We start from the raw sequence: 19,603 nt of genomic DNA, 5'->3' as shown, positions 1-19,603 counted from the left end.
CTCAACTCTGGTTCTGTCGGTACCAGTGGACACACCGATCCAGGGGAGCCCATGAACACCGAACGCCTCACCACCCGCAGCCGCGAGACCATCACCGGTGCCGTCGCCCTGGCGAACCAGCGTGGGCACGCGACCGTCGAACCGTGGCATCTGCTGTTGTCGCTGCTGGACACCGAGGGTTCGACCGCTGCCGGCCTGTTGCGCGCCGTCGGGGCCGACCCGGCCGAACTGCGCCGGACCGCACAGCGGGCCGTCGACGCGTTGCCCGCCGCACGCGGGTCCAGCATCGCCGAGCCGACGCTGGCCCGCGAGTTCGTCAACGCCATCGGCGCCGCCGAGCAGATCGCCCGTCCGCTGGGCGACGAGTACACCTCAACCGAGCACCTGCTCGCCGGGCTGGCCCGGGTCGGCGGTGCCGTGTCCGCCGCGCTCAAGGCCGTCGGCGCCACCGAGGAGAGCCTGGTGGCGGCCTTCCCGACGGTACGCGGCGGGGACCGGCGGGTGACCAGCGCCGATCCGGAGCAGACCTACCAGGCGCTGAGCAAGTACGGCGTCGACCTGACCGCGAGCGCCCGCGACGGCAAGATCGACCCGGTGATCGGCCGGGATTCCGAGATCCGCCGAGTGATCCAGGTGCTGTCCCGGCGTACCAAGAACAACCCGGTGCTGATCGGTGAGCCCGGCGTCGGTAAGACCGCGATCGTCGAGGGCCTGGCCCAGCGGATCGTGGCCGGTGACGTGCCGGAGTCGCTGCGGGACAAGAAGCTGGTCTCGCTCGACCTCGGGGCCATGGTCGCCGGTGCGTCGTACCGGGGGCAGTTCGAGGAGCGGCTGAAGTCCGTCCTGGAGGAGATCAAGAACTCGGACGGGCAGGTCATCACCTTCCTCGACGAGTTGCACACCGTCGTGGGCGCCGGCAAGGGCGAGGGCTCGATGGACGCCGGCAACATGCTCAAGCCGATGCTGGCCCGTGGTGAGCTGCGCATGGTGGGCGCCACCACGCTGGACGAGTACCGCGAGCACATCGAGAAGGACCCGGCGCTGGAGCGCCGCTTCCAGCCGGTGCTGGTCGGTGAGCCCACCGTGGAGGACACCATCGGCATCCTGCGTGGGCTCAAGGAGCGCTACGAGGTGCACCACGGCGTACGCATCACCGATGCCGCCCTGGTCGCCGCCGCCGCCCTGTCCGACCGGTACATCACCGACCGTTTCCTGCCCGACAAGGCGATCGACCTGGTGGACGAGTCCGCCTCCCGGCTGCGCATGGAGATCGACTCACGCCCGGTCGAGGTGGACGAGATCGAGCGGGCGGTGCGCCGGCTGGAGATCGAGGAGATGGCGCTGGCCAAGGAGCCGGACGCCGCGTCCGCCGAGCGCCTGGAGCGACTGCGCCGGGAACTGGCCGACAAGCGGGAGCAGCTCACCGCCCTCTCCGAGCGCTGGCAGCTGGAGAAGAGCCACATCACCAAGCTCTCCACCGCCAAGGAGGAGCTGGAGCGGCTCGGTGGTGAGGCCGAGCGGGCCGAGCGCGACGGCGAGCTGGAACGCGCCGCCGAGCTGCGGTACGGCCGGATCCCGGCGCTGAAGGCCGAGCTGGCCACCGCCGAGGAGGAACTGGCCCGGCTCCAGTCGGCCGGAGCGATGCTGAAGGAGGAGGTCGGCGCGGACGACATCGCCGCCGTGGTCGCTTCCTGGACCGGCATTCCCGCCGGTCGGCTGCTGGAGGGAGAGACCGCCAAGCTGCTGCGCATGGAGGAGTCGCTGACCGGTCGGGTGGTCGGCCAGCGCGAGGCGGTCGCCGCGGTCTCGGACGCCGTCCGCCGGGCGCGCGCCGGGGTCGCCGACCCGGATCGCCCGACCGGTAGCTTCCTCTTCCTCGGCCCGACCGGTGTCGGCAAGACCGAGCTGGCCAAGGCGCTCGCCGAGTTCCTCTTCGACGACGAGCGGGCGATGGTCCGCATCGACATGAGCGAGTACGGCGAGAAGCACTCCGTGGCCCGCCTGGTCGGTGCCCCGCCCGGTTACGTGGGCTACGAGGAGGGCGGCCAGCTCACCGAGGCGGTACGCCGTCGGCCCTACTCGGTGATCCTGCTGGACGAGGTGGAGAAGGCTCACCCGGACGTCTTCGACATCCTGCTCCAGGTGCTCGACGACGGCCGGCTCACCGACGGTCAGGGGCGTACGGTCGACTTCCGTAACGCCATCCTCATCCTCACCTCGAACCTCGGCTCGGCGGTGATCAGCGATCTGACGTTGGCCGAGGAGCAGCGCCGCGAGGCGGTCCTGGCGGTGGTCCGGTCGCACTTCAAGCCGGAGTTCCTCAACCGGCTCGACGACATCGTGGTCTTCGCCGCCCTGCACGGTGACGACCTGCGGGCCATCGTGGACATTCAGCTGGAGCGGTTGCGGCAGCGCCTCGCGGACCGTCGGTTGACGCTGGAGGTCACCGACGCCGCCCGTGGATGGCTCGCCGAGCACGGGTACGACCCGATCTACGGCGCTCGCCCGCTGCGGCGCCTGGTCCAGTCGGCGATCGGCGACCAGCTCGCCAGGGCCCTGCTCGCCGGCGACGTCCGTGACGGCGACACGGTGCGGGTCGACCTCCGGGACGGCAAGGACGGCCTGTCGGTCACGGCCAGCTGACCCGTCCGTCCCCCGCAGCCCCGCCTCCGACGAGCGGAGGCGGGGCTGCGGGGTGAGGATGGAGACATGTTCGGGACTCGGCGCAAGAAGGATTCGGAGCTGGCGAAGGCGGTCACCGATCTCGGTCAGGCCACCACGGTGGCGTTCGGCGGGGTCGGAATCGCAGGCCGGTTGTTGCCCGAGACCGAGGCGTACCAACGGGTGGCGGCGGCCGTGACCGACCACCCGGCGTCCGTACGCGACCTGCTCGACCGGCTGCTCACCACCGGCGGTCCCGCCGGTCGCGTGTACGCCGCCACCCTGCTGGAACTGCTGGAACTGCTGGATCCGGCGACCGGGCGGGCGGCCTGGACGTCGTTGCGCGGGGATCCGGCGCAGGTGCGAAACATCAGCGGATGCGTGATGGGCAGCACCACCGTCGGGGAGTACGCCGCCGAGCGGCTCGCCGGAGCATGATCCGACCACCGGTCGGGTCAGCCCGAACGGTGCTGCCGGTGCTTGCCAGCGGACCGTACCGTCCGGGCTATGACCGCGACCGCCGAATCGTCGGCAGCCGTTCCCCCGCCCCGTCCGCCCCGTCCCGGCACCGTGACGGTGGCCTTCTGGCTGCAACTCGCCGCCGTGCTGATCCTGCTCGGCCTGGTCGCCCTGGTGGTGGTCGAGGCGGTCCGGTGGGACGCCGCGATCGACCGCGCCGTGCAGCGGGTGCCCTCCGCAGACCCCGACGAGGTAAGCGCAGAGCGCTGGGGCGGCGTCGTGATGGCGACGGTGTTCGGGCTGCCCGCCCTGTTGCTGGCGCTCTGGCTGGGCCTGACCGCACCCCGGGTACGCGCCGGTAGCAACACCGCCCGGACGATGGTCTTCGTGGCCGGTGGCGTGCAACTGCTGCTCTGCGTCGCCCAGGGATGCATCGGCGCGTTCCTGATCCCGGCCGGCGTGATGATCACGATGGCCGAGGCGCCGTACATCGACGAGTCGTACCCGGAGGGCATGCCGCCGCCGGACAACGACATCTGGCCGGAGTCGGACTTCTCCGAGGCGCTCTACAGCCAACGGGACTCGTTCGACGTCCTCTTGCCGCTGGCGGGACTCGGCGTGCTGCTGGTGTTCCTGCTCACGGCCGCGGTGGTGCTGCTGTTGGCGCTGCCTCCGGCCCACCGCTGGTTCGTGCCCCGCACCGGGCCGGTGGCGGCCTGGCCCACCGGCGGCGACATCCCGAACGCCTACCTGGTCGGCTACCCCATGCCCATGGCCCCTCCCGTTGCTCCCACTCCCGGCTACCCGATGCCGCCCGGCTACCCAGCACCGTCGGCCTACCCACCGCCTGGCTTCCCGTCGCCGTCGGCTTATCCGTCGCCGCCGGGGTATCCGCCGGGTTATCCGCCGCCGGGGTATGGGGTGCCCGGCGCGGGGTATGCGGTGCCCGGGTATGTCGCGCCCGGTGCCGTGGGCGGCCCGGATCCGGCCGGGTATCCCCCGGCGGCTGCGCCGACCGCCCAGGACACACCGCCGGCACCGGCGGCTCCACCGGCGTCCGACGGTCCGACTGCCACCGACGGTGGCGAGCCGGGGGGTGCCACCTCCGGCGGACCGGATCAGGCGGACCGGTAGCCGGTTGGCGAACGGCGTGACCTGCCCGGATCATGGTCGACGTCCCCGCTGAACTGTTCGGGAGGTGACCTGGTGGACGGCACATCGGCGTACCTGGCGGCCGGCTGCCTGGTCGGGTTGGCCGTGGTCGGGTTCGCGCTGCGCTGGTGGCGCAACCGGTCAGGAGCGTCGGTGGCCGGGCGGCAGCGCCACGGTGGCGGGCCTCGACCCGATCCGCGCCGGATCGAGGTCGGCGACATCGTCGAGATCGGCGACACCACGTACGCCGTGCGGGGCTCCATCCGCCTGGTGGAGGGCGAGTGGCGGTGGGCCCAACACCTCCTCGACGACCTGGACGAGCATGGTGGCCGGCGGCGACTCTCGGTGGCGGAGAGCCCCGGGTTCGAGTTGGTGTTGTGGGAGACGGCACCACGCGACGCCACCGTCACGCCGGGCGCGCCGGTGGTGGAGTTCGGCGACCTGCGCTACAGCTGGCACGAGTCCGGTCAGGCCCGGTACACCGCGTCCGAGGTCGCTGAGCTGGCACCGAGCGGCACCATGCGCTACCACGACTACCGGGGCCCGGGCGGGGCGCGGCTCACCTTCGAGGCGTACGGCGAGGCGGGCTGGGAGATGGCCCGAGGGGAGCGGCTCGACAGCGACGAGGTGACCGTCCACCCGCAGAGCCGACACTGACGTCCCGATCGATCCCAATCGACCGGGTAGCTGTGATGCGCCCACCACTCGGCGTCGCACCGTGCCGGATTGGCTGGTTGCCGATACGGTGAAGCGCGTTCCAGGAAGGGAGAACCATGGTCGACCCTCAGAACACCCCGACCCGGCCACGGCCGGGCGTGGTGACGATATCCACCTACCTGCTGTTGCTGTTCGCGCTCTGTCAACTGATCAGCGTGATCATCTCGCTGTCCACCATCGGCACCGTGCGCGAGGTGATGGAGGACGCCTACCGGGACTCCACCGTCGAGGGCGCGCAGAACGTCGCCGACATCACCGTCGTGATCACCGTCGTCACCGTCGTCTTCCTGCTGGTGATGGCCTTCGCGACGGCCGGCCTGGGACTGCTGAACCTGCGGGGCAAGAACGGCTCCCGGATCGCGACCTGGATCGTCGGTGGCATCCTGTTCTGCTGCACCGGCTTGAACCTGCTCAGCGGACTCGCCGGCAACCTCAGCACGCCCGGTGACAGCAGTGGTGACATGCCCAGTGGCGAGGAGATCCAGCGCCGACTGGAGGACGCGCTGCCGAGTTGGATGACGCCGGTCAGCATCCTCCTCGGGGTGATCAGCCTGATCGCGCTGCTGGTCGCGCTGATCCTGCTGGCGCTGCCGAAGGCCAACGAGTTCTTCCGTAAGCCGACGCAGCAGTGGGAGCCGCCGACTCCCGGCGCCGCGTACCCGAGCCAGCCCGGCTACCCGCCGGCCCCTGGCTACCCGGGCACCCCGCAGCAGCCGGCCGATCCCGGGTACCCGGCCACCGGGGGTCAGCCTCCGGCCGGTGACCAGGGTGGTCAGACGCCGCCGTCCGGCGGCCCGGACCAGCCCGGCGGGCAGCCGCCCACCGATCGCCCCAGCTGACTCGGTCCGGCGGCGGGTGCCGGTGTCCAGGCCGACGGACGTCGACACCCGCGTCAGACACGACCGCGACGGTCCCTCCGAGTAGGTTGCTTCCGACGCCTACCGGAGGGACTCGTCGTGTCGTACCCCGAACAGGCACCGGCCCGCCGGCCGGTTGCGGTCACGTTGGCTGCGGCGACTCTGGCGGTGATGGGGCTCGGCGCACTCACGTACGCGGTGCTCGGGCTCGCGTCCGTCCAGGGCACGGTGGACCGGTTCCGCTCGACGGCCGGTACCGATGTCGACTCCGGCCAGGTCGACGCGTTGGCCGCGTTGCTGCGGGCCTCGGTCGTGGTGTCGGCGGTGCTGAGCATCTTCGCCGGCCTGCTCCTGGTCAGCCTGGCGTTGGGAGTGGCCGCCGGTCGGCCTGCCGCACGGGTGGTGACCTGGGTGGTCGCCGGGTTGGGCGTGTTCTGTGGGTGTGGTGGGCTGGTCATGCTCATCGTGCAGCGCGCAGTGCCCCTGGAGTTCCAGGGCGACCACGACACCGCCGAGTTGCTCAACCTCTCGTCGGACGCCCACCCGTCCTGGTGGATTCCGCTCACCGTCGCCCTTTCGATCGCCCAGGTGCTCGGTTACCTTGTGGTAGCCGTGCTGGTGGCGATGCCTGCGGCCAACGCCTGGTTCCGGCGACCGCCCGCACCCCGGCCACCGGTATTCGCGTACCAGCCACCCAACCCACCCTTCGGAGACCCACCGGCGACGCCGCCGCACCAGCCGCCGCCGTACCAACCGTGACCGCTGCTCCGGGGCGCACCCGCCCCCGTACCACCGAGGTGATGACGCCCGTGACGCCCGACCGGACGACCAGCGATCGATGGGCGCTGATCACCGGCGCGACGGCCGGCATCGGGGCGGCGTTCGCCACCCGGCTCGCCTCCGACGGATGGCATCTGGTGTTGGTCGCCCGGGACTCGGCGCGGCTGGCGGACCAGGCCGCCGAGCTGACCGGCCGGCACGGCGTACAGACCGAGATCGTCAGCGCCGATCTGTCCACCGACGACGGTTGCGCCGCTGTCGAACGACGGCTGGCCGATGGGCCGCCCGTCGAGCTTCTGGTCAACAACGCCGGCATCAGCCTGAACAAGCCGTTCCTCCGCTCGACCGTCGAGGACGAGACCCGGCTGCTGCGGTTGAAGGTGCAGGCGGTGCTGCGGCTGACCCTCGCCGCGCTGGCCACGATGACCGAACGGCGCAGCGGGGCAGTGATTAATGTCTCTTCCGTGGCCGGCTTCGGCGCGGTGATGCCCGGCTCGACGTACTCGGCCAGCAAGGCGTGGGTCACCAACTTCAGCGAGTCCGTCGGGCAGTCCGCCCGCCCGTTCGGCGTACGCGTGATGGCGCTCTGCCCGGGCTACACCCGTACCGAATTCCACCAACGAGCCGGCATCGACATGTCGAAAACCCCCGACTGGATGTGGCTCGACGCGACCGATGTGGTCGATGAAGCCCTGCGTGACCTGCGCAAAGGCAAGTTGGTGAGCGTTCCGTCGTGGAAGTACAAGCTGGCGGTGGCGGGGATGCGGCACGCTCCGCGTCGGCTGCTGGAGGTGGTCTCCCGGGACACCCGTGGACGCATCGGCCGCGACCGTCGCTGAGGCGGCTCCGACGCGACGGTGGCGGTGACGTCACTCGATCCGCCAATATGATCGACGTAGCGTAACCGGACATCGCCACTCATCTGTCCCCCGGAAGGGTTGACCGGGGTGGCCCGCACACCCGGCACACAGACTTGCGCAGTACCCTCTATCGCCATGGGGGACCACGACGACCTGCGTAAATTCATCTCCGACCTGGCTGTGGTCCATGGGCGGGTGGTGCTCTCCTCGGGGCGGGAGGCCGACTGGTATGTAGATCTGCGTCGCGTCACGCTGCATCACCGGGCGGCACCGTTGGTGGGACGGGTGATGCGGGAGCTGACCGCCGACTGGTCGTACGACGCGGTGGGTGGCCTGACCCTGGGGGCCGACCCGATCGCCTGCGCGATGTTGCACGCCGCCGGGCGTTCGCTGGACGCGTTCGTGGTCCGCAAGGCGGGCAAGACACACGGGCTGCAACGTCGAATCGAAGGCCCTGAGGTGGCGGGGCGTCGAGTGCTCGCGGTAGAGGACACCTCCACAACCGGGGAAAGCGTGTTGACCGCGGTCGAGGCCCTTCGCGAGGCGGGAGCCGAGGTCGTGGGGGTGGCGGTTATCGTTGATCGTGGCGCCGGCGACGCGGTGCGAGCCGCCGGATTGCCCTATCGGGCGGCCTATACGTTGGCTGACCTCGGCCTTGTGGCGTAAAAGTCTGCCTATTCGGATCTGCTGATATGCAGGCGGATCGATGCTGCTGGTGGAAGGATGGAATACGTGGGAACTGCGTTGGCCGAAATGACTATGCCTCAGATCTCGCCGCTTGCCGGCGAGCCGATCGAACGCGCCGACGCCGAGCGTCTGGCGGGGGTCCTCAAGGCCCTTGCCGATCCCGCTCGGCTGCGGCTGCTCAGCCTGATCCAGTCGGCACCCGAGGGGGAGGCGTGCGTGTGTGACCTCACCGCGCCGCTCGGACTCTCCCAGCCGACGGTCAGCCACCACCTCCGCATCCTCACCGAGGCCGGCTTGCTGGAGCGGGAGAAGCGCGGTGTGTGGGCCTACTACCGCCTGGTACCGAGTGCGATCGCCACGATCGCCGACCTGCTGACTCCGCCGCGTAAGCGGGCCACCAAGAAGGCTCGCTGAACCAGAACCGCTTGGTGGCCGCCCGGCAGGGCAGCCACCAAGCGGTGGGTGTCAGCCGACGTGCGGCGTCTCGTACGTCTCCTCGGTGAGGTCCCGGGTGGCCCGGCGCAACCGGCGACGCTCGGCGATGATCATTGCCGAGACCACCGCGACGCCCAGCAGCGCCAGGGCCACGATGGACACGACGTGGTCGCCCGGTGCGTGCAGGTCGCGGTCCTCGGACTGCCACGGCCACAGGGCCCGCAGGCTGCCCAGGATCACGCCGGTCATCACCGCCAGGGTCATCCGGCGGTGGCGCTCAAGCAGCCACTGAAGCAGCTTGACGAAGAGGGACAGCCCGATGACCATGCCGGTCGCGAAGATGGCCAGGTAACCGAAGTCGCGGTCGTTGACGGCACTGATGGTCGGTTCGTACAGGCCGACGGTCAGCAGCAGGAACGACCCGGAGATCCCGGGCAGCACCAGGGCGCAGACCGCGACCGCCGCCGCGACGAGCACGACCAGCGGGTGCGGCTCGATGGTGGCCTGTGGCAACCCGGTCATCAGGAACGCCGCCACTCCGGCGGTGACCAGCGCGGCCACCTCCAGCCCGCGCCACGGCTTGCCGATCATCGAGATCGGCACCAGCACCGAGGCGAGGACCAGCCCGAAGAAGAGCCCCCTGGTCTGCTCCGGATAGTCGACCAGCAGCGGTTCGAGCACCTTCGCCGCGATCAGCAGGCCGGGCAGCATACCGATCAGCAGCGGGATCACCACCTCCCAGTGCACCTGCCGTAGCTGGTGTCCCGCCCGCGTCCAGCCGCGTCCACGCGGGATGTCGGAGACCGCGTACCGCACCGTGTTCACCACATGCCCGGCGGACGCGATGAGCCGCTCGTAGACGCCGGTCACCAGCGCGATCGTGCCGCCGCTGATGCCCGGCACGGCCTCGGCCACACCGATGGCCGTGCCGCGCAGGACGTGGCCTACTCGTTCGCCCAATGCCATGAAGATTCCGTTCCGTGAATCGCTCGATCGCTGGCCCGTGTGGCGACCGCCACGGTCACTCAGGCTACCGGGGTCGTCTCCGCCCGCCCGGCCAGGTCACAGCCGCGGGTCGACCGGCTCCGATTCGCAGGCCAGGATGGCGAAGACCAGCTCGTGCCGACGCCACAGCGGGGCACCGTCGACCAGAGCGTCCAGGGCGGCCAGGCCGAGCGCGTGTTCGCGCAGCGCCAGGCCCCGCTTGCGGCCCAGGGAACGGCGCCGCAGGGCGGCCAGTTGCTCCGGTTCGGTGTACTCCGGACCGTAGATGATCCGCAGGTACTCCCGGCCCCGGCACTTGATCCCCGGCTGGAGCAGCGAGCCACGCTCGCTACGGGCGGCCGGGCCCGCGTACGGCTTGACGACCATGCCCTCGCCGCCGGCTGCGGTCAGCGCCAGCCACCAGTCGGTCGCCTCCCGTACCGAGCCGTCGTCGGACAGTTCGACGATCCGACGCCGGGTAGGCGTGAAGAACTCAGGGTCGGCCGCGCAGAGCCGATCGGCCAACGCCAGGTGCCAGCCGTGATCCCGGTCGCTGTGGCTGGCTTTCGCCCCGGCGAGCACCGCGAACGGCGCGAGTCGCACGCCGCGCAGCCCATCGGTCGGTCCCACGTACGCCCGGTACGCCGCTGTGTAGGCCGACACGTTGTCGTGGCGGCGCGCGGTCCGGTCCCGTAGTTCGGTCACGTCCAGCCCGCGACCGATGGCCGCGTCCAGCGTCGCCAATGCCACCGGCAGGACGGCCCGGCCAGCCGCGCCGACCCCCGCGTACTGCTCGCGGATCAGGCCGGCGGCCTTCGCCGACCACGGCAGCAGCTCACAGTCGAGCAGCAGCCAGTCGGTGGCCAGCTCGTCCCAGAGCCCGGCACCTGTCACCGCCGCGCGTACCCGGTCCAGCAGCTCGGTGTCGAGCGGCTCACCGAAGAACGGCCGACCGGTCCGGGTGTGCACCACCCCGCCGCCCGGCCCGAACGGGCCACCGTCCCGCTCCCGGCAGACCAGCACCACGGCCCGGGAGCCCATGTGCTTCTCCTCGCAGACGACCCGGTCCACGCCGGCCGCCCGGTAGTCGGCGAACGCCTCCGCCGGATGCTCCAGGTAGCCGTCCAACTCGGACGTCGAGCAGGGCGCCATGGTCGGCGGCAGCCACACCAGCCGACGCGGGTCGACCGCGAAGCGGCTCATCACCTCCAGCGCCGCTGCGGCGTTCTCCGCCGGCACGGTCAGCGAACCGTACGCGTGCTCCACGTGCCGCCGACCGGACACGTCGGTCAGCTCCAGCACCTCGTCGGGCCGGGTCGGCGCGGCGGTCAGCGGCCGGACCGGGGCGTACCACTCGCGCTCCGCCGGCACCGCCACCAGTTCCCGCTCCGGGTAGCGCAGGGCGGTCAGCTGACCGCCGAAGACGCAGCCGGTGTCGATGCAGATGGTGTTGTTCACCCATTCCGGCTCCGGAGTGGGGGTGTGGCCGTAGACGACCATGGCCGAACCGCGGTACTCCCGGGCCCACGGGTAGCGCACCGGCAGGCCGTACTCGTCGGTCTCGCCGGTGGTCTCGCCGTACAACGCGAACGCGCGCACCCGCCCGGACGCCCGGCCCTGGTACTCCTCCTTCAACCCGGCGTGCGCCACCACCAGCCGGCCGCCGTCGAGCACGTAGTGGCTGACCAGTCCGTCGACGAAGGTGGCCACCTCGGCGGTGAACTCGGTCGGCTCCGCCGCCAGCTGCGCCAACGTCTCGGCCAGACCGTGGGCCACCTTCACGTTGCGGCCGCGCAGCTTCCGCAGCAGCTTCTGCTCGTGGTTACCGGGCACGCAGAGCGCGTGCCCGGCGGTGACCATGCCCATCACCAGGCGAAGTACCCCGGGCGAGTCCGGTCCGCGGTCCACCAGGTCGCCGACGAACACGGCGGTACGCCCCGACGGATGCGTCGCGTCCACCGCCCGTCCGGCGTCGTCGTGGTGCAGCTGCCAGCCCAACCGGGTCAACAGCGCCTCGAGTTCGGCCCGGCAACCGTGCACGTCACCGACGATGTCGAACGGACCGGTCAGCTCGCGCCGGTCGTTGAACAGCCGCTCGTAGCGGATCTCGGCGGCCTCGATCTCGTCGACACCGCGCAGCACGTGCACCTTGCGGAAGCCCTCCCGCGCCAGCTGGGAGTAGGTGCGCCGCAGGTCCCGGGACATCCGGGTCAGCACCTGCCGGCCGAAGGTGCGGTCGGACCGGGCCTCGGTACGCTCCCAGGCCAGCGTCTCCGGCACGTCCAGCACGATCGCCACCGGCAGCACGTCGTGTTCGCGGGCCACCCGGACCAGGGCGGCTCGGGCGTGTGGCTGGAGATTGGTCGCGTCGACCACGGTGAGCCGTCCAGCGCGCAGCCGCTTGCCCGCGATGTAGTGCAGTGCGTCGAAGGCCTCCGCCGAGGCGGACTGGTCGTTCTCGTCGTCGGCGACCATCGCCCGGAAGGCGTCGGAGGAGAGGACCTGGCTGGGCATGAAATGGCGGCTGGCGAACGTCGACTTGCCGGAGCCGGAGATGCCAACCAGTGCCACCAGCGCCAGTTCGGGAATGTCGAGGACGGTCATCGGGGTGCCTCCGCACGGGTGAACACGGCCAGCTGGGTGGGGGCTCCGACCTCCGGGTCGTCCGTACCGACGCCGTGCACCACGGCCGAGTAGCCGTATGTGGCGCCCACCCGCCGGACCCATTCGCCGAATTCGGCGCGGGTCCACTCGAAGCGGTGGTCGGCATGTCGGAACGTGCCCGCCGGCAACCCCTCGTAGCGCACGTTGTGCTCCACGTTCGGCGTGGTCACCACGACCGTCGTAGGTCGGGCGTAGCCGAAGACAGCGTCCTCCAGAGCCGGCAGCCGGGGCGGGTCGACGTGCTCAATGACCTCCATCAGCACCGCCGCGTCGTACCCGCGCAACCGATCGTCGCGATAGGTGAGGGCGGACTGCTGGAGCGTGACGCGGGTGCGTTGGCGTTCCGGCAGCCGGTCCAACCGCAGCCGCCGGGCGGCCATGGAGAGGGCCTGGGTGGAGACATCGGTGCCGACGATCTCGGTGAACCGGCGGTCACCGATCAGCGTGGCCAGCAGCGCACCGCCACCGCAGCCCAGGTCCAGCACCCGGTGGGCGCCCGCGTCGACAAGCGCGGCGTGTACCGCCTCCCGACGCAGGGCGGCCAGCGGAGCCCGGGGTGTCGACTCGGCCGGTGCCGGGTCCGCCACCGCGTCGTCGACGGTCGGCTCGTCGGTGGGTCGCTGAGCGTCCAGCCGCTGGAGTGCCTGACCTGCCAACGCCCGCCGGTGCGCCAGGTAGCGGCGGATGATCAGTCCACGCTCGGGATGGTCGGCCAACCAGCCTGAGCCGGCCCGCAGCAGCTTGTCCACCTCGTCCGGGGCCACCCAGTAGTGCTTCGCGTCGTCCAGCACGGGCAGCAGCACGTACAGATGGTTGAGCGCGTCGGCCACCCGCAGCGTGCCGGTGAGGGTCAGGTCGATGTAGCGGCTGTCGCCCCACTGCGGGTGCAGCTCATCGAGCGGGATGGCGGTGGCGGTGACCGCCCAACCGAGCGGGCCGAACACCCGGGTGGCCACGTCGGTGCCGCCACGGCAGCGCAGCACCGGAACCCGGACCTCCAGCGGGATGCCTCGGGCGGCCAGCTCGGGACGCTCCTTGGACGCACCCCGCAGCGCCGAGCGGTACACCTTCGACAGCGCCGAGGCGAGCAGGCTGGACGCGGCGTACGGCCGGTCGTTGACGTACCGCCCGAGAGTGAAACTCTCCGGCGTCGTGGTCGGCTTCCGGCCGCGACCCCGGGCGGCGGCCAGTTTCAGCGGGTCGACGTCGAGCAGGAGCGCGGCCGTGCAGCGCTGCTCGTCTGCCTCCGGATAGAAGACGTGCGCGGTGCCGACGGGCACGTCGAAGGTGTGCACCCGGTCGGGGTGCTTGATCAGCAGGTGACCGAGATCCGTCGCCGGCTGGTGCGTGGTGGTGAGGGTGAGCAGCACCCGCCCATGGTGTCAGCTCTTTCGATCTTGCGCCGTCCTGTTTTTCGACGGTTGCGGCGGGGTCTGCGGGGCAGCACCACCCGCTCCGGGCGGTCAGGCTTGATCCCTGCGCGGGTGGTGCTGCCCCGCAGACCTGTCGAGGTCCGGCTGGCGGCGGTGGCGTCAGGTCTGCGGCGGGTCTGGAAACGGCGGCGAGTGGGAAAGTGGCGTGGGGTGTCGAAAAGGGTGGTGCCCCGCCGAGGGTGTCGGCGGGGCACCGGTCGTGCTGTCGGTTGTCGTACGGGCTACGCGGTGAAGTGGGTACGGCGGCGGGCCAGCAGGAAGCCCGCGGCACCGGCGGCGAGCAGCACGGCACCGACGCCCGCGATCAGGGCGGTGTTGGCGCCGGTGATCGGCAGCTCACCACCGTCGTCGTCGCTGCCGCCGTCGCCGCCCTGGCCGCCACTCGGGTTGACGACGAGCTTGGCGACGTCGTTGGCCGGCTTCAGGTCGGCGTAGAAGCCGCCGTCGCAGTGGCACGGGACGTTGACCTTGACTTCGCCGGTGGCGTCCGGGATGACCTTGTCGATCCGGAACCCGAACGTCAGGGCCTCCTCGTCACCGGCCTTGATGAACCAACTGGTGTAGCAGCGGTACGTGCGTCCGCCCGGCTCTCCCGGCGCACCCCAGTCGTTCTCACCGCGCACCGGGAAACAGTTCTCCGGCACCCGTACCGCGCTGGTGCCGTTCGGCACCTCGACGGCCAGGTTGGTGACCGAGGAGCCGGAGCGGCCGTTGTCCAGGGTGGCCGGGCCGTTGTTGCGGAACCCGACGACGGCCTCGACCTCGTCGCCCTGCGCGCCGGAGATCTCGGCACCGATCGCTTCGAGGTCGGTGCTGTTCTTGCCGGTGACCGTCACCGACAGGTGCGACCAGTTGTTGTCCGGCTCGGTGTCCGCCTGGAAGGTACGCGCGGCCAGGCTCGGCCCGGCCTCGTCCAGCCCGAGCCGGCCGCCGGTGCCCGGCTTGCCGAACGTGGCACCGCGACGCGTCACGTACGCCTCGTAGTCCTCGAATTCGGCCGGGGTCAGCCAGAGGATCTCGCCGTAGTGGGAGCCCGGCGCGAACGAGTCCTTGGCGATCCGGTAGGCGAGGGTGGCGACATAGCTGGTGCGGGGCTCAAGCGGCCGGTCGAAGTGACAGGCGCGCAGGAAGGTGCCCTCGTAGGTGCAGTTGGAGTACTGCTTGGCGGGCTGGATCCCGTAGTCGTTGTGGAAGACGGCGACGGCGCCCTCGACGACGGTGTTCCCGGGGTTGCCGATCCGCAGCGGCACGGTGAACGTCGAGCCCGGCTTGCCGGAGCGCTTCGTCGACGGGCCGGCGGCCAGGTCGACGCCCTCGCCGATCCGCACCCGCGCCTCGTGGGTGACGGGCGAGTAGCCGGTGGCGCTGAGGCTCACCTTGACGGTGCCCTCGTCGCCGTCCTTCGCGTCCTTGGTCGGTGCGATGACCACCGAGTAGCGACCGCCGAAGCCACCCTCGTACAGCTCGACCTCGAACGGATCCGCGCAGACCAGGACGTTCGGCTCGGGCGTCGAGCAGAAGCTGAAGTCGCTCTCGGGCGTGACCGTTGCCTTGCCGGCGAGGCTGGTGAAGTCGTAGCGCACGGTCAGGTCGTGCACCACCACCGTGGACGAGGCGAACAGGATCGGGCTGTCGATCTTCCCAGCCGAGCCGGCGGCGATGGTGGTGTCGCCGAAGTAGACGCCCAGTGAAACCTGGGACTCCTCGGCAGCGGCGGGGGCGGCAGGGGTGGCGACGGCGGCGATCAGCGCGCCTGCCACAGCCAGCCCGGCCAGCCGACGCCGAGCGGAGTGGTCGAGCATGAAGGGGTTCCTCCCGAAAGGGTGCGGGTGAAGCCCCCGGATATTAAGAAACCTTTAAGATCTTCGCTGTCCATGCCAGCCGTAGGGGACGAACTCCGACCGAAAGGTTGATCTATCGGTGCGTCAGCGGTAGTCGTCCTCGTCGGCGCCGACCACGCGAGCCTGCTCCATGGCGTCCCAGTCGTCGACCTCCAGGCCGCGGTGCGGCTCGACCTCGACCTGGCTCGGGTCGACCACGGCGGCCTGCTCGACGGCGTCCGCCGGCTCGGCCTCCAGATCACGTTCCTCCGGGCTGAGGTGGTCGCCGGGGGCGAAGTCCTCGTCTGGCTGGCCCATTCGATGCCTCCGGGATGTCGGCGTACAGGTACCCATCCACCGTACGGGGTGTGCTGGCGCGGTGCTGGGAACCGGCCGCCACGCAGCCGCCGAGGGTACGCCGTCGCGGTGAGCGAGTCGGCCGAATCGGCCCACCGGCGAGCGTCACCGGTGCCAGGATGGTGCCGTGGGCTTCCTCATCCGACTGGCGACGACCGCCATCGCACTGTGGATCACCACGCTGGTCGTGCCCGGGGTCGAGGTGACCGGCCGCACCGGTTACGACACGGCGTTCACCCTGCTCGTCGTGGCGTTGATCTTTGGCCTGGTCAACGCGGTACTCAAGCCGGTCATCAGGGTCGTGGGCTGCGTCTTCTACCTGCTGACTCTCGGCCTGTTCGCGTTGGTGGTCAACGCCCTGTTGTTCCTGCTGACGGACTGGATCGCCGGGGCGATCGGGCTGCCCTTCGACGTGCGCGGCTTCTGGGCGGCCTTCTGGGGCGCCATCGTGATGGCGGTGGCCACCTGGCTGATCAGTGTGGTGGTGCCGGATACCGCGGACCGGCGGTGAACCGGCCCGGTTGTGTCCGTCCGGCTCCGCTACGGGATACTTCCCCGCGGAGGACAGCGCGGTCCGGCGCATCAAGGTAGAACAGGCGGCCCGCACGGCCGTGCCCCTACGGAGAACAGCGGCCGTACGGCCGACAGCGGCAAGTAAGGAGCGTTCGACATGCCCATCGCTTCCCCCGAGGCTTACGCCGAGATGCTGGATCGCGCCAAGGCCGGCCGGTACGCGTACCCGGCGATCAACGTGACGTCCTCGCAGACGCTGAACGCGGCGCTCAAGGGCTTCGCCGACGCGGAGAGCGACGGCATCATCCAGGTCTCCACCGGTGGTGCGGAGTACCTTTCGGGCCCCTCGGTCAAGGACATGGTCACCGGCGCGGTGGCCTTCGCGGCGTACGCGCACGAGGTGGCCAAGAAGTACCCGGTCAACATCGCCCTGCACACCGACCACTGCCCGAAGGACAAGCTGGACAAGTTCGTCCGTCCGCTGATGGCCATCTCCCAGGAGCGGGTCAAGCGGGGCGAGGAGCCGCTGTTCCAGTCGCACATGTGGGACGGCTCGGCCGTGCCGGTGGCGGAGAACCTGGAGATCGCGGCCCAGCTGCTCGACGAGGCCGCCAAGGGCAAGATCGTCCTGGAGATCGAGGTCGGTGTCGTCGGCGGTGAGGAGGATGGCGTCGAGAACGCCATCAACGACAAGCTCTACACCACCGTCGAGGACGGTCTGGCCATGGTCGAGGCGCTCGGCCTGGGCGAGAAGGGCCGCTACATGGCGGCGCTGACCTTCGGCAACGTGCACGGCGTCTACAAGCCGGGCAATGTCAAGCTCCGCCCCGAGATCCTGAACAACATCCAGGAGGCGGTCGGCGCCAAGTACGGCAAGGAGAAGCCGCTCAGCCTGGTCTTCCACGGCGGTTCGGGCTCGCTGCTCTCGGAGATCCGCGAGGCGCTCGACTACGGCGTGGTGAAGATGAACATCGACACCGACACCCAGTACGCCTTCACCCGTCCGGCGGCGGACCACATGTTCCGCAACTACGACGGCGTGCTCAAGGTCGACGGCGAGGTCGGCAACAAGAAGATGTACGACCCCCGGGTGTGGGGTAAGGCCGCCGAGGCAGGCATGGCCGCCCGCGTGGCGGAGGCCTGCGAGCACCTGCGCTCCACCGGCACCACGATGACCAAGTGACGTACTGACGTCGCCCGGACGGGCGGCCGGCCCGACTTGGGCCGGCCGCCCGTCGCGTTCTTGCTAATAGGGGGCCCTTCCTATACACCAGGCGTTAACAAGGTGCCCTTCCTTACGCCGTCAGCAGGCGGACGGCCTCGTGGACGTCGTCGGTCAGGTGCACGGTGTCCGACAGGTCGCCGAACGGCGAGCTGGCCAACAGTGGACGCAGCAGCGACTCCACCGGCAGTTCCTCGGTCCAGTACGCGCGGTCCAGGAAGACGTACGCGCCACTCGCCCCGTCGGTGCCGTAGAAGGTCTTGGTGGCGGCCTGAAACACCTCCTGCACGGTTCCCGCCCGGCCGGGGGCGAAGACGATGCCGCCCCGGGCCAGCCGCAGGATGGTGTCCTCCCGGATGGCGTTGGAGAAGTACTTGGCGATCCGGCCCGCGAACAGGTTCGCCGGCTCGTGGCCGTACAGCCAGGTCGGCACGGCGAGTCCTCCGCAGCCCGCCCAGTCCAGGTCGCCGGTGGCCAGCGCGGCCGAGTCCGCCCGGTAGGCGGTCACCGGCTCGGTGCCGTTCACCGGCGGCGTGACCGACCGCCCGTACCGTTCCCGTACTCGCAGCGCCACGGCGGTGTAGCGGTCGTGATCGGTGTAGTCCGGCGCGGTGGCGAGCAGGTCGATGGCGGCGGTGAGGTCTTCGGTCGGCCGGGTCGACAGGTACGCGCCCAGGTTGGCGGCCTCCATCACGCCCGGCCCGCCGCCGGTGACCACCAGCCGGTGCGCCCGGGCGAGTTCCCAGCCCAGCACCGCGGCCATCCGGTACGCCTCACTGCCACGGCGGACCGCGTGCCCACCCATCACCCCGACGACCGACTGCGGCCCGTGGGTGGCCAGCCAGGCGCGAGTGGCGTCGGCGAGGGCGTTGTCCACCCCGTGGTCGTGCAGCCGCTGGCCGAGCGCCTCCCGGACATCGGGCATCGCCCCGCCGTGCGCGCGGAAGTGCGCGTACACCCGGCTGTCGTACATCGCCGCGAAACCGCCCTCGGCGAAGCCGGCGGCGAGGTCCTCCGGGGTGTAGAGGTGGGACGGCTGGGTCGGGTACGGCAGTTTGGAGAACGGCGGCACCACGTTGGCGCCCCGGCGGACCAGGTCGGCGCCGACCTGCCGGGAGGCGAAGCGGCAGCCGACGAAGAGTGTCCCGGCCACCTCGACCTCGGTGAGGTCGGGTACCGGTGCCAGATCCAGGCGGAGCCCCTGCACGGTGAGCCCGACCAAGCTGCCGGTGGCCAGCCGCCGGTCGAACTCCGCCCGGGTCTGGATCTCGTCTGTCCAGGTGTGCGGCTCGATGACGTCCGCGGGGGGTGGAGTCGGCATCGGGCCATCCTGCCGGGCCGCCGCAACCGCCGTGGAGCGGACCCCGGGCGACGCCGATCTTGGCGCGGGAGCCCGGCGGCCTGGCCGGGCTCCCGCGTTCCGGTTCCTGGGGAGGCTCCGGATCCATAGTTGTAGTGGATGGGGCCGGAGGACGGCATGGGCCGCAGGCGTGAGCGACCTCTCGGCCGTTCAGCCGACCGGCTCGGCGGGGCCCCCTCGCGGTCCGCTGTGCGAAGCGGGTTGAATGGGGCGATGCAGAACCTCCTACCTGAGCCGCCCGCCACGCTCCTGCCCGCGCACGTCGAGGCCGACTCCGCCCTGGCCGGCGCCGAGCAGACCGGCAGCGACGAGGCTTTCGCCGAGGTGGCGGCCCGGTTCCCGACGCACAGCGCGGCGTGGGCGGCGCTGGCCGCCCGAGCGTTCGAGCAGGGCCAGGTCGTGCCGGCGTACGCGTACGCCCGCACCGGCTACCACCGTGGTCTGGACCAGCTTCGGCGCAACGGTTGGAAGGGGCACGGGCCGGTGCCGTGGTCGCACGAACCGAACCGTGGCTTCCTGCGCTGCCTCTACGTGCTGTCCCGGGCGGCGGACGCGATCGCCGAGGCGGACGAGGCAGCCCGTTGCGCGCAGTTCCTGCGTGACTGCGATCCCGCCGCCGCCGACGCGTTGGCCAGCAACTGA

General features: G+C 70.9%; 18 protein-coding genes. 12 read left to right on the top strand and 6 right to left on the bottom strand.

Going from position 1 to position 19,603, the window contains the following annotated elements:
- Nucleotides 1–51: 51 nt before the first annotated feature.
- The 9 genes from clpB (at nt 52) to ACLQ2S_RS07615 (ending at nt 8,587) form a co-directional block, all read left to right on the top strand.
- A complete protein-coding gene (gene clpB, locus ACLQ2S_RS07655; protein ID WP_425701406.1) occupies nt 52–2,643 on the top strand; it encodes an ATP-dependent chaperone ClpB in 2,592 nt (863 codons plus the stop codon).
- Between the two features lie 66 nt (nt 2,644–2,709).
- On the top strand, nt 2,710–3,099 hold the full coding sequence (locus tag ACLQ2S_RS07650) for a hypothetical protein (protein WP_425701405.1): 390 nt from the start codon (nt 2,710–2,712) through the stop codon (nt 3,097–3,099).
- 69 nt (nt 3,100–3,168) lie between these two features.
- The gene (locus ACLQ2S_RS07645) at nt 3,169–4,254 is read left to right on the top strand and encodes a hypothetical protein (protein ID WP_425701404.1); all 1,086 of its coding nucleotides are present in this window, start codon (nt 3,169–3,171) and stop codon (nt 4,252–4,254) included.
- 72 nt (nt 4,255–4,326) lie between these two features.
- Nucleotides 4,327–4,929 (top strand): DUF4178 domain-containing protein, encoded by a 603-nt coding sequence (locus ACLQ2S_RS07640; protein ID WP_425701403.1) that lies wholly within the window; start codon nt 4,327–4,329, stop codon nt 4,927–4,929.
- 116 nt (nt 4,930–5,045) lie between these two features.
- Entirely contained in the window at nt 5,046–5,828 is a 783-nt protein-coding gene (locus ACLQ2S_RS07635; protein WP_425701402.1) for a hypothetical protein, read from the top strand.
- Nucleotides 5,829–5,945: 117 nt separating this feature from the next.
- Nucleotides 5,946–6,605, top strand: coding sequence for a hypothetical protein (locus ACLQ2S_RS07630; protein WP_425701401.1), 660 nt, complete (start codon nt 5,946–5,948; stop codon nt 6,603–6,605).
- Nucleotides 6,606–6,646: 41 nt separating this feature from the next.
- On the top strand, nt 6,647–7,465 hold the full coding sequence (locus ACLQ2S_RS07625; protein ID WP_425701400.1) for an SDR family NAD(P)-dependent oxidoreductase: 819 nt from the start codon (nt 6,647–6,649) through the stop codon (nt 7,463–7,465).
- A 156-nt stretch (nt 7,466–7,621) separates the two neighbouring features.
- Nucleotides 7,622–8,152, top strand: a complete 531-nt coding sequence (locus ACLQ2S_RS07620) for an orotate phosphoribosyltransferase (protein ID WP_155217119.1) — start codon at nt 7,622–7,624, stop codon at nt 8,150–8,152.
- 57 nt (nt 8,153–8,209) lie between these two features.
- Nucleotides 8,210–8,587, top strand: a complete 378-nt coding sequence (locus tag ACLQ2S_RS07615) for an ArsR/SmtB family transcription factor (RefSeq protein WP_007454255.1) — start codon at nt 8,210–8,212, stop codon at nt 8,585–8,587.
- Nucleotides 8,588–8,638: 51 nt separating this feature from the next.
- Here ACLQ2S_RS07615 and ACLQ2S_RS07610 read toward each other — a convergent pair whose 3' ends face one another.
- The 5 genes from ACLQ2S_RS07610 to ACLQ2S_RS07590 form a co-directional block, all read right to left on the bottom strand.
- Complete coding sequence (locus ACLQ2S_RS07610) at nt 8,639–9,574, bottom strand: DUF368 domain-containing protein (protein ID WP_155217121.1); 936 nt, start codon at nt 9,572–9,574, stop codon at nt 8,639–8,641.
- A 96-nt stretch (nt 9,575–9,670) separates the two neighbouring features.
- Nucleotides 9,671–12,196 (bottom strand): polynucleotide kinase-phosphatase, encoded by a 2,526-nt coding sequence (locus ACLQ2S_RS07605; RefSeq protein WP_425701399.1) that lies wholly within the window; start codon nt 12,194–12,196, stop codon nt 9,671–9,673.
- The gene (locus tag ACLQ2S_RS07600; protein WP_425701398.1) at nt 12,193–13,626 is read right to left on the bottom strand and encodes a 3' terminal RNA ribose 2'-O-methyltransferase Hen1; all 1,434 of its coding nucleotides are present in this window, start codon (nt 13,624–13,626) and stop codon (nt 12,193–12,195) included. The genes ACLQ2S_RS07605 and ACLQ2S_RS07600 overlap by 4 nt, the downstream gene beginning before the upstream one ends.
- Nucleotides 13,627–13,910: 284 nt before the next feature.
- Nucleotides 13,911–15,491 (bottom strand): LPXTG cell wall anchor domain-containing protein, encoded by a 1,581-nt coding sequence (locus ACLQ2S_RS07595; protein WP_425701397.1) that lies wholly within the window; start codon nt 15,489–15,491, stop codon nt 13,911–13,913.
- A gap of 123 nt (nt 15,492–15,614) precedes the next feature.
- Complete coding sequence (locus ACLQ2S_RS07590) at nt 15,615–15,827, bottom strand: hypothetical protein (RefSeq protein ID WP_155217127.1); 213 nt, start codon at nt 15,825–15,827, stop codon at nt 15,615–15,617.
- 166 nt (nt 15,828–15,993) lie between these two features.
- Here ACLQ2S_RS07590 and ACLQ2S_RS07585 point away from each other — a divergent pair, with 166 nt between their 5' ends.
- A complete protein-coding gene (locus ACLQ2S_RS07585) occupies nt 15,994–16,377 on the top strand; it encodes a phage holin family protein (protein ID WP_425701396.1) in 384 nt (127 codons plus the stop codon).
- 159 nt (nt 16,378–16,536) lie between these two features.
- Nucleotides 16,537–17,562, top strand: a complete 1,026-nt coding sequence (gene fbaA, locus ACLQ2S_RS07580; protein ID WP_155217129.1) for a class II fructose-bisphosphate aldolase — start codon at nt 16,537–16,539, stop codon at nt 17,560–17,562.
- A 112-nt stretch (nt 17,563–17,674) separates the two neighbouring features.
- Here fbaA and ACLQ2S_RS07575 read toward each other — a convergent pair whose 3' ends face one another.
- Entirely contained in the window at nt 17,675–18,922 is a 1,248-nt protein-coding gene (locus tag ACLQ2S_RS07575) for an LOG family protein (protein WP_155217131.1), read from the bottom strand.
- A 252-nt stretch (nt 18,923–19,174) separates the two neighbouring features.
- On the opposite strand from ACLQ2S_RS07575, the gene ACLQ2S_RS07570 reads away from it, so the two are divergent.
- Nucleotides 19,175–19,603 carry a DUF3151 domain-containing protein gene (locus ACLQ2S_RS07570; RefSeq protein WP_155217133.1) on the top strand — a complete coding sequence of 143 codons (429 nt, stop codon included), beginning with the start codon at nt 19,175–19,177 and terminating at the stop codon, nt 19,601–19,603.

The sequence above is a fragment of the Micromonospora sp. DT48 genome (assembly GCF_049844495.1).
Taxonomy (GTDB): Bacteria; Actinomycetota; Actinomycetes; order Mycobacteriales; family Micromonosporaceae; genus Micromonospora.
This window is presented reverse-complemented; position numbering and strand designations above follow the sequence as displayed.

What these genes read in the sequence shown, in the direction of transcription:
- clpB (WP_425701406.1), top strand. Translation starts at nt 52, where the DNA reads ATGAACACCGAACGCCTCACCACCCGCAGCCGCGAGACCATCACCGGT.
- ACLQ2S_RS07650 (WP_425701405.1), top strand. Translation starts at nt 2,710, where the DNA reads ATGTTCGGGACTCGGCGCAAGAAGGATTCGGAGCTGGCGAAGGCGGTC.
- ACLQ2S_RS07645 (WP_425701404.1), top strand. Translation starts at nt 3,169, where the DNA reads ATGACCGCGACCGCCGAATCGTCGGCAGCCGTTCCCCCGCCCCGTCCG.
- ACLQ2S_RS07635 (WP_425701402.1), top strand. Translation starts at nt 5,046, where the DNA reads ATGGTCGACCCTCAGAACACCCCGACCCGGCCACGGCCGGGCGTGGTG.
- ACLQ2S_RS07625 (WP_425701400.1), top strand. Translation starts at nt 6,647, where the DNA reads ATGACGCCCGTGACGCCCGACCGGACGACCAGCGATCGATGGGCGCTG.
- ACLQ2S_RS07620 (WP_155217119.1), top strand. Translation starts at nt 7,622, where the DNA reads ATGGGGGACCACGACGACCTGCGTAAATTCATCTCCGACCTGGCTGTG.
- ACLQ2S_RS07615 (WP_007454255.1), top strand. Translation starts at nt 8,210, where the DNA reads ATGGAATACGTGGGAACTGCGTTGGCCGAAATGACTATGCCTCAGATC.
- ACLQ2S_RS07610 (WP_155217121.1), bottom strand. Translation starts at nt 9,574, where the DNA reads ATGGCATTGGGCGAACGAGTAGGCCACGTCCTGCGCGGCACGGCCATC.
- ACLQ2S_RS07605 (WP_425701399.1), bottom strand. Translation starts at nt 12,196, where the DNA reads ATGACCGTCCTCGACATTCCCGAACTGGCGCTGGTGGCACTGGTTGGC.
- ACLQ2S_RS07595 (WP_425701397.1), bottom strand. Translation starts at nt 15,491, where the DNA reads ATGCTCGACCACTCCGCTCGGCGTCGGCTGGCCGGGCTGGCTGTGGCA.
- ACLQ2S_RS07590 (WP_155217127.1), bottom strand. Translation starts at nt 15,827, where the DNA reads ATGGGCCAGCCAGACGAGGACTTCGCCCCCGGCGACCACCTCAGCCCG.
- fbaA (WP_155217129.1), top strand. Translation starts at nt 16,537, where the DNA reads ATGCCCATCGCTTCCCCCGAGGCTTACGCCGAGATGCTGGATCGCGCC.
- ACLQ2S_RS07575 (WP_155217131.1), bottom strand. Translation starts at nt 18,922, where the DNA reads ATGCCGACTCCACCCCCCGCGGACGTCATCGAGCCGCACACCTGGACA.
- ACLQ2S_RS07570 (WP_155217133.1), top strand. Translation starts at nt 19,175, where the DNA reads ATGCAGAACCTCCTACCTGAGCCGCCCGCCACGCTCCTGCCCGCGCAC.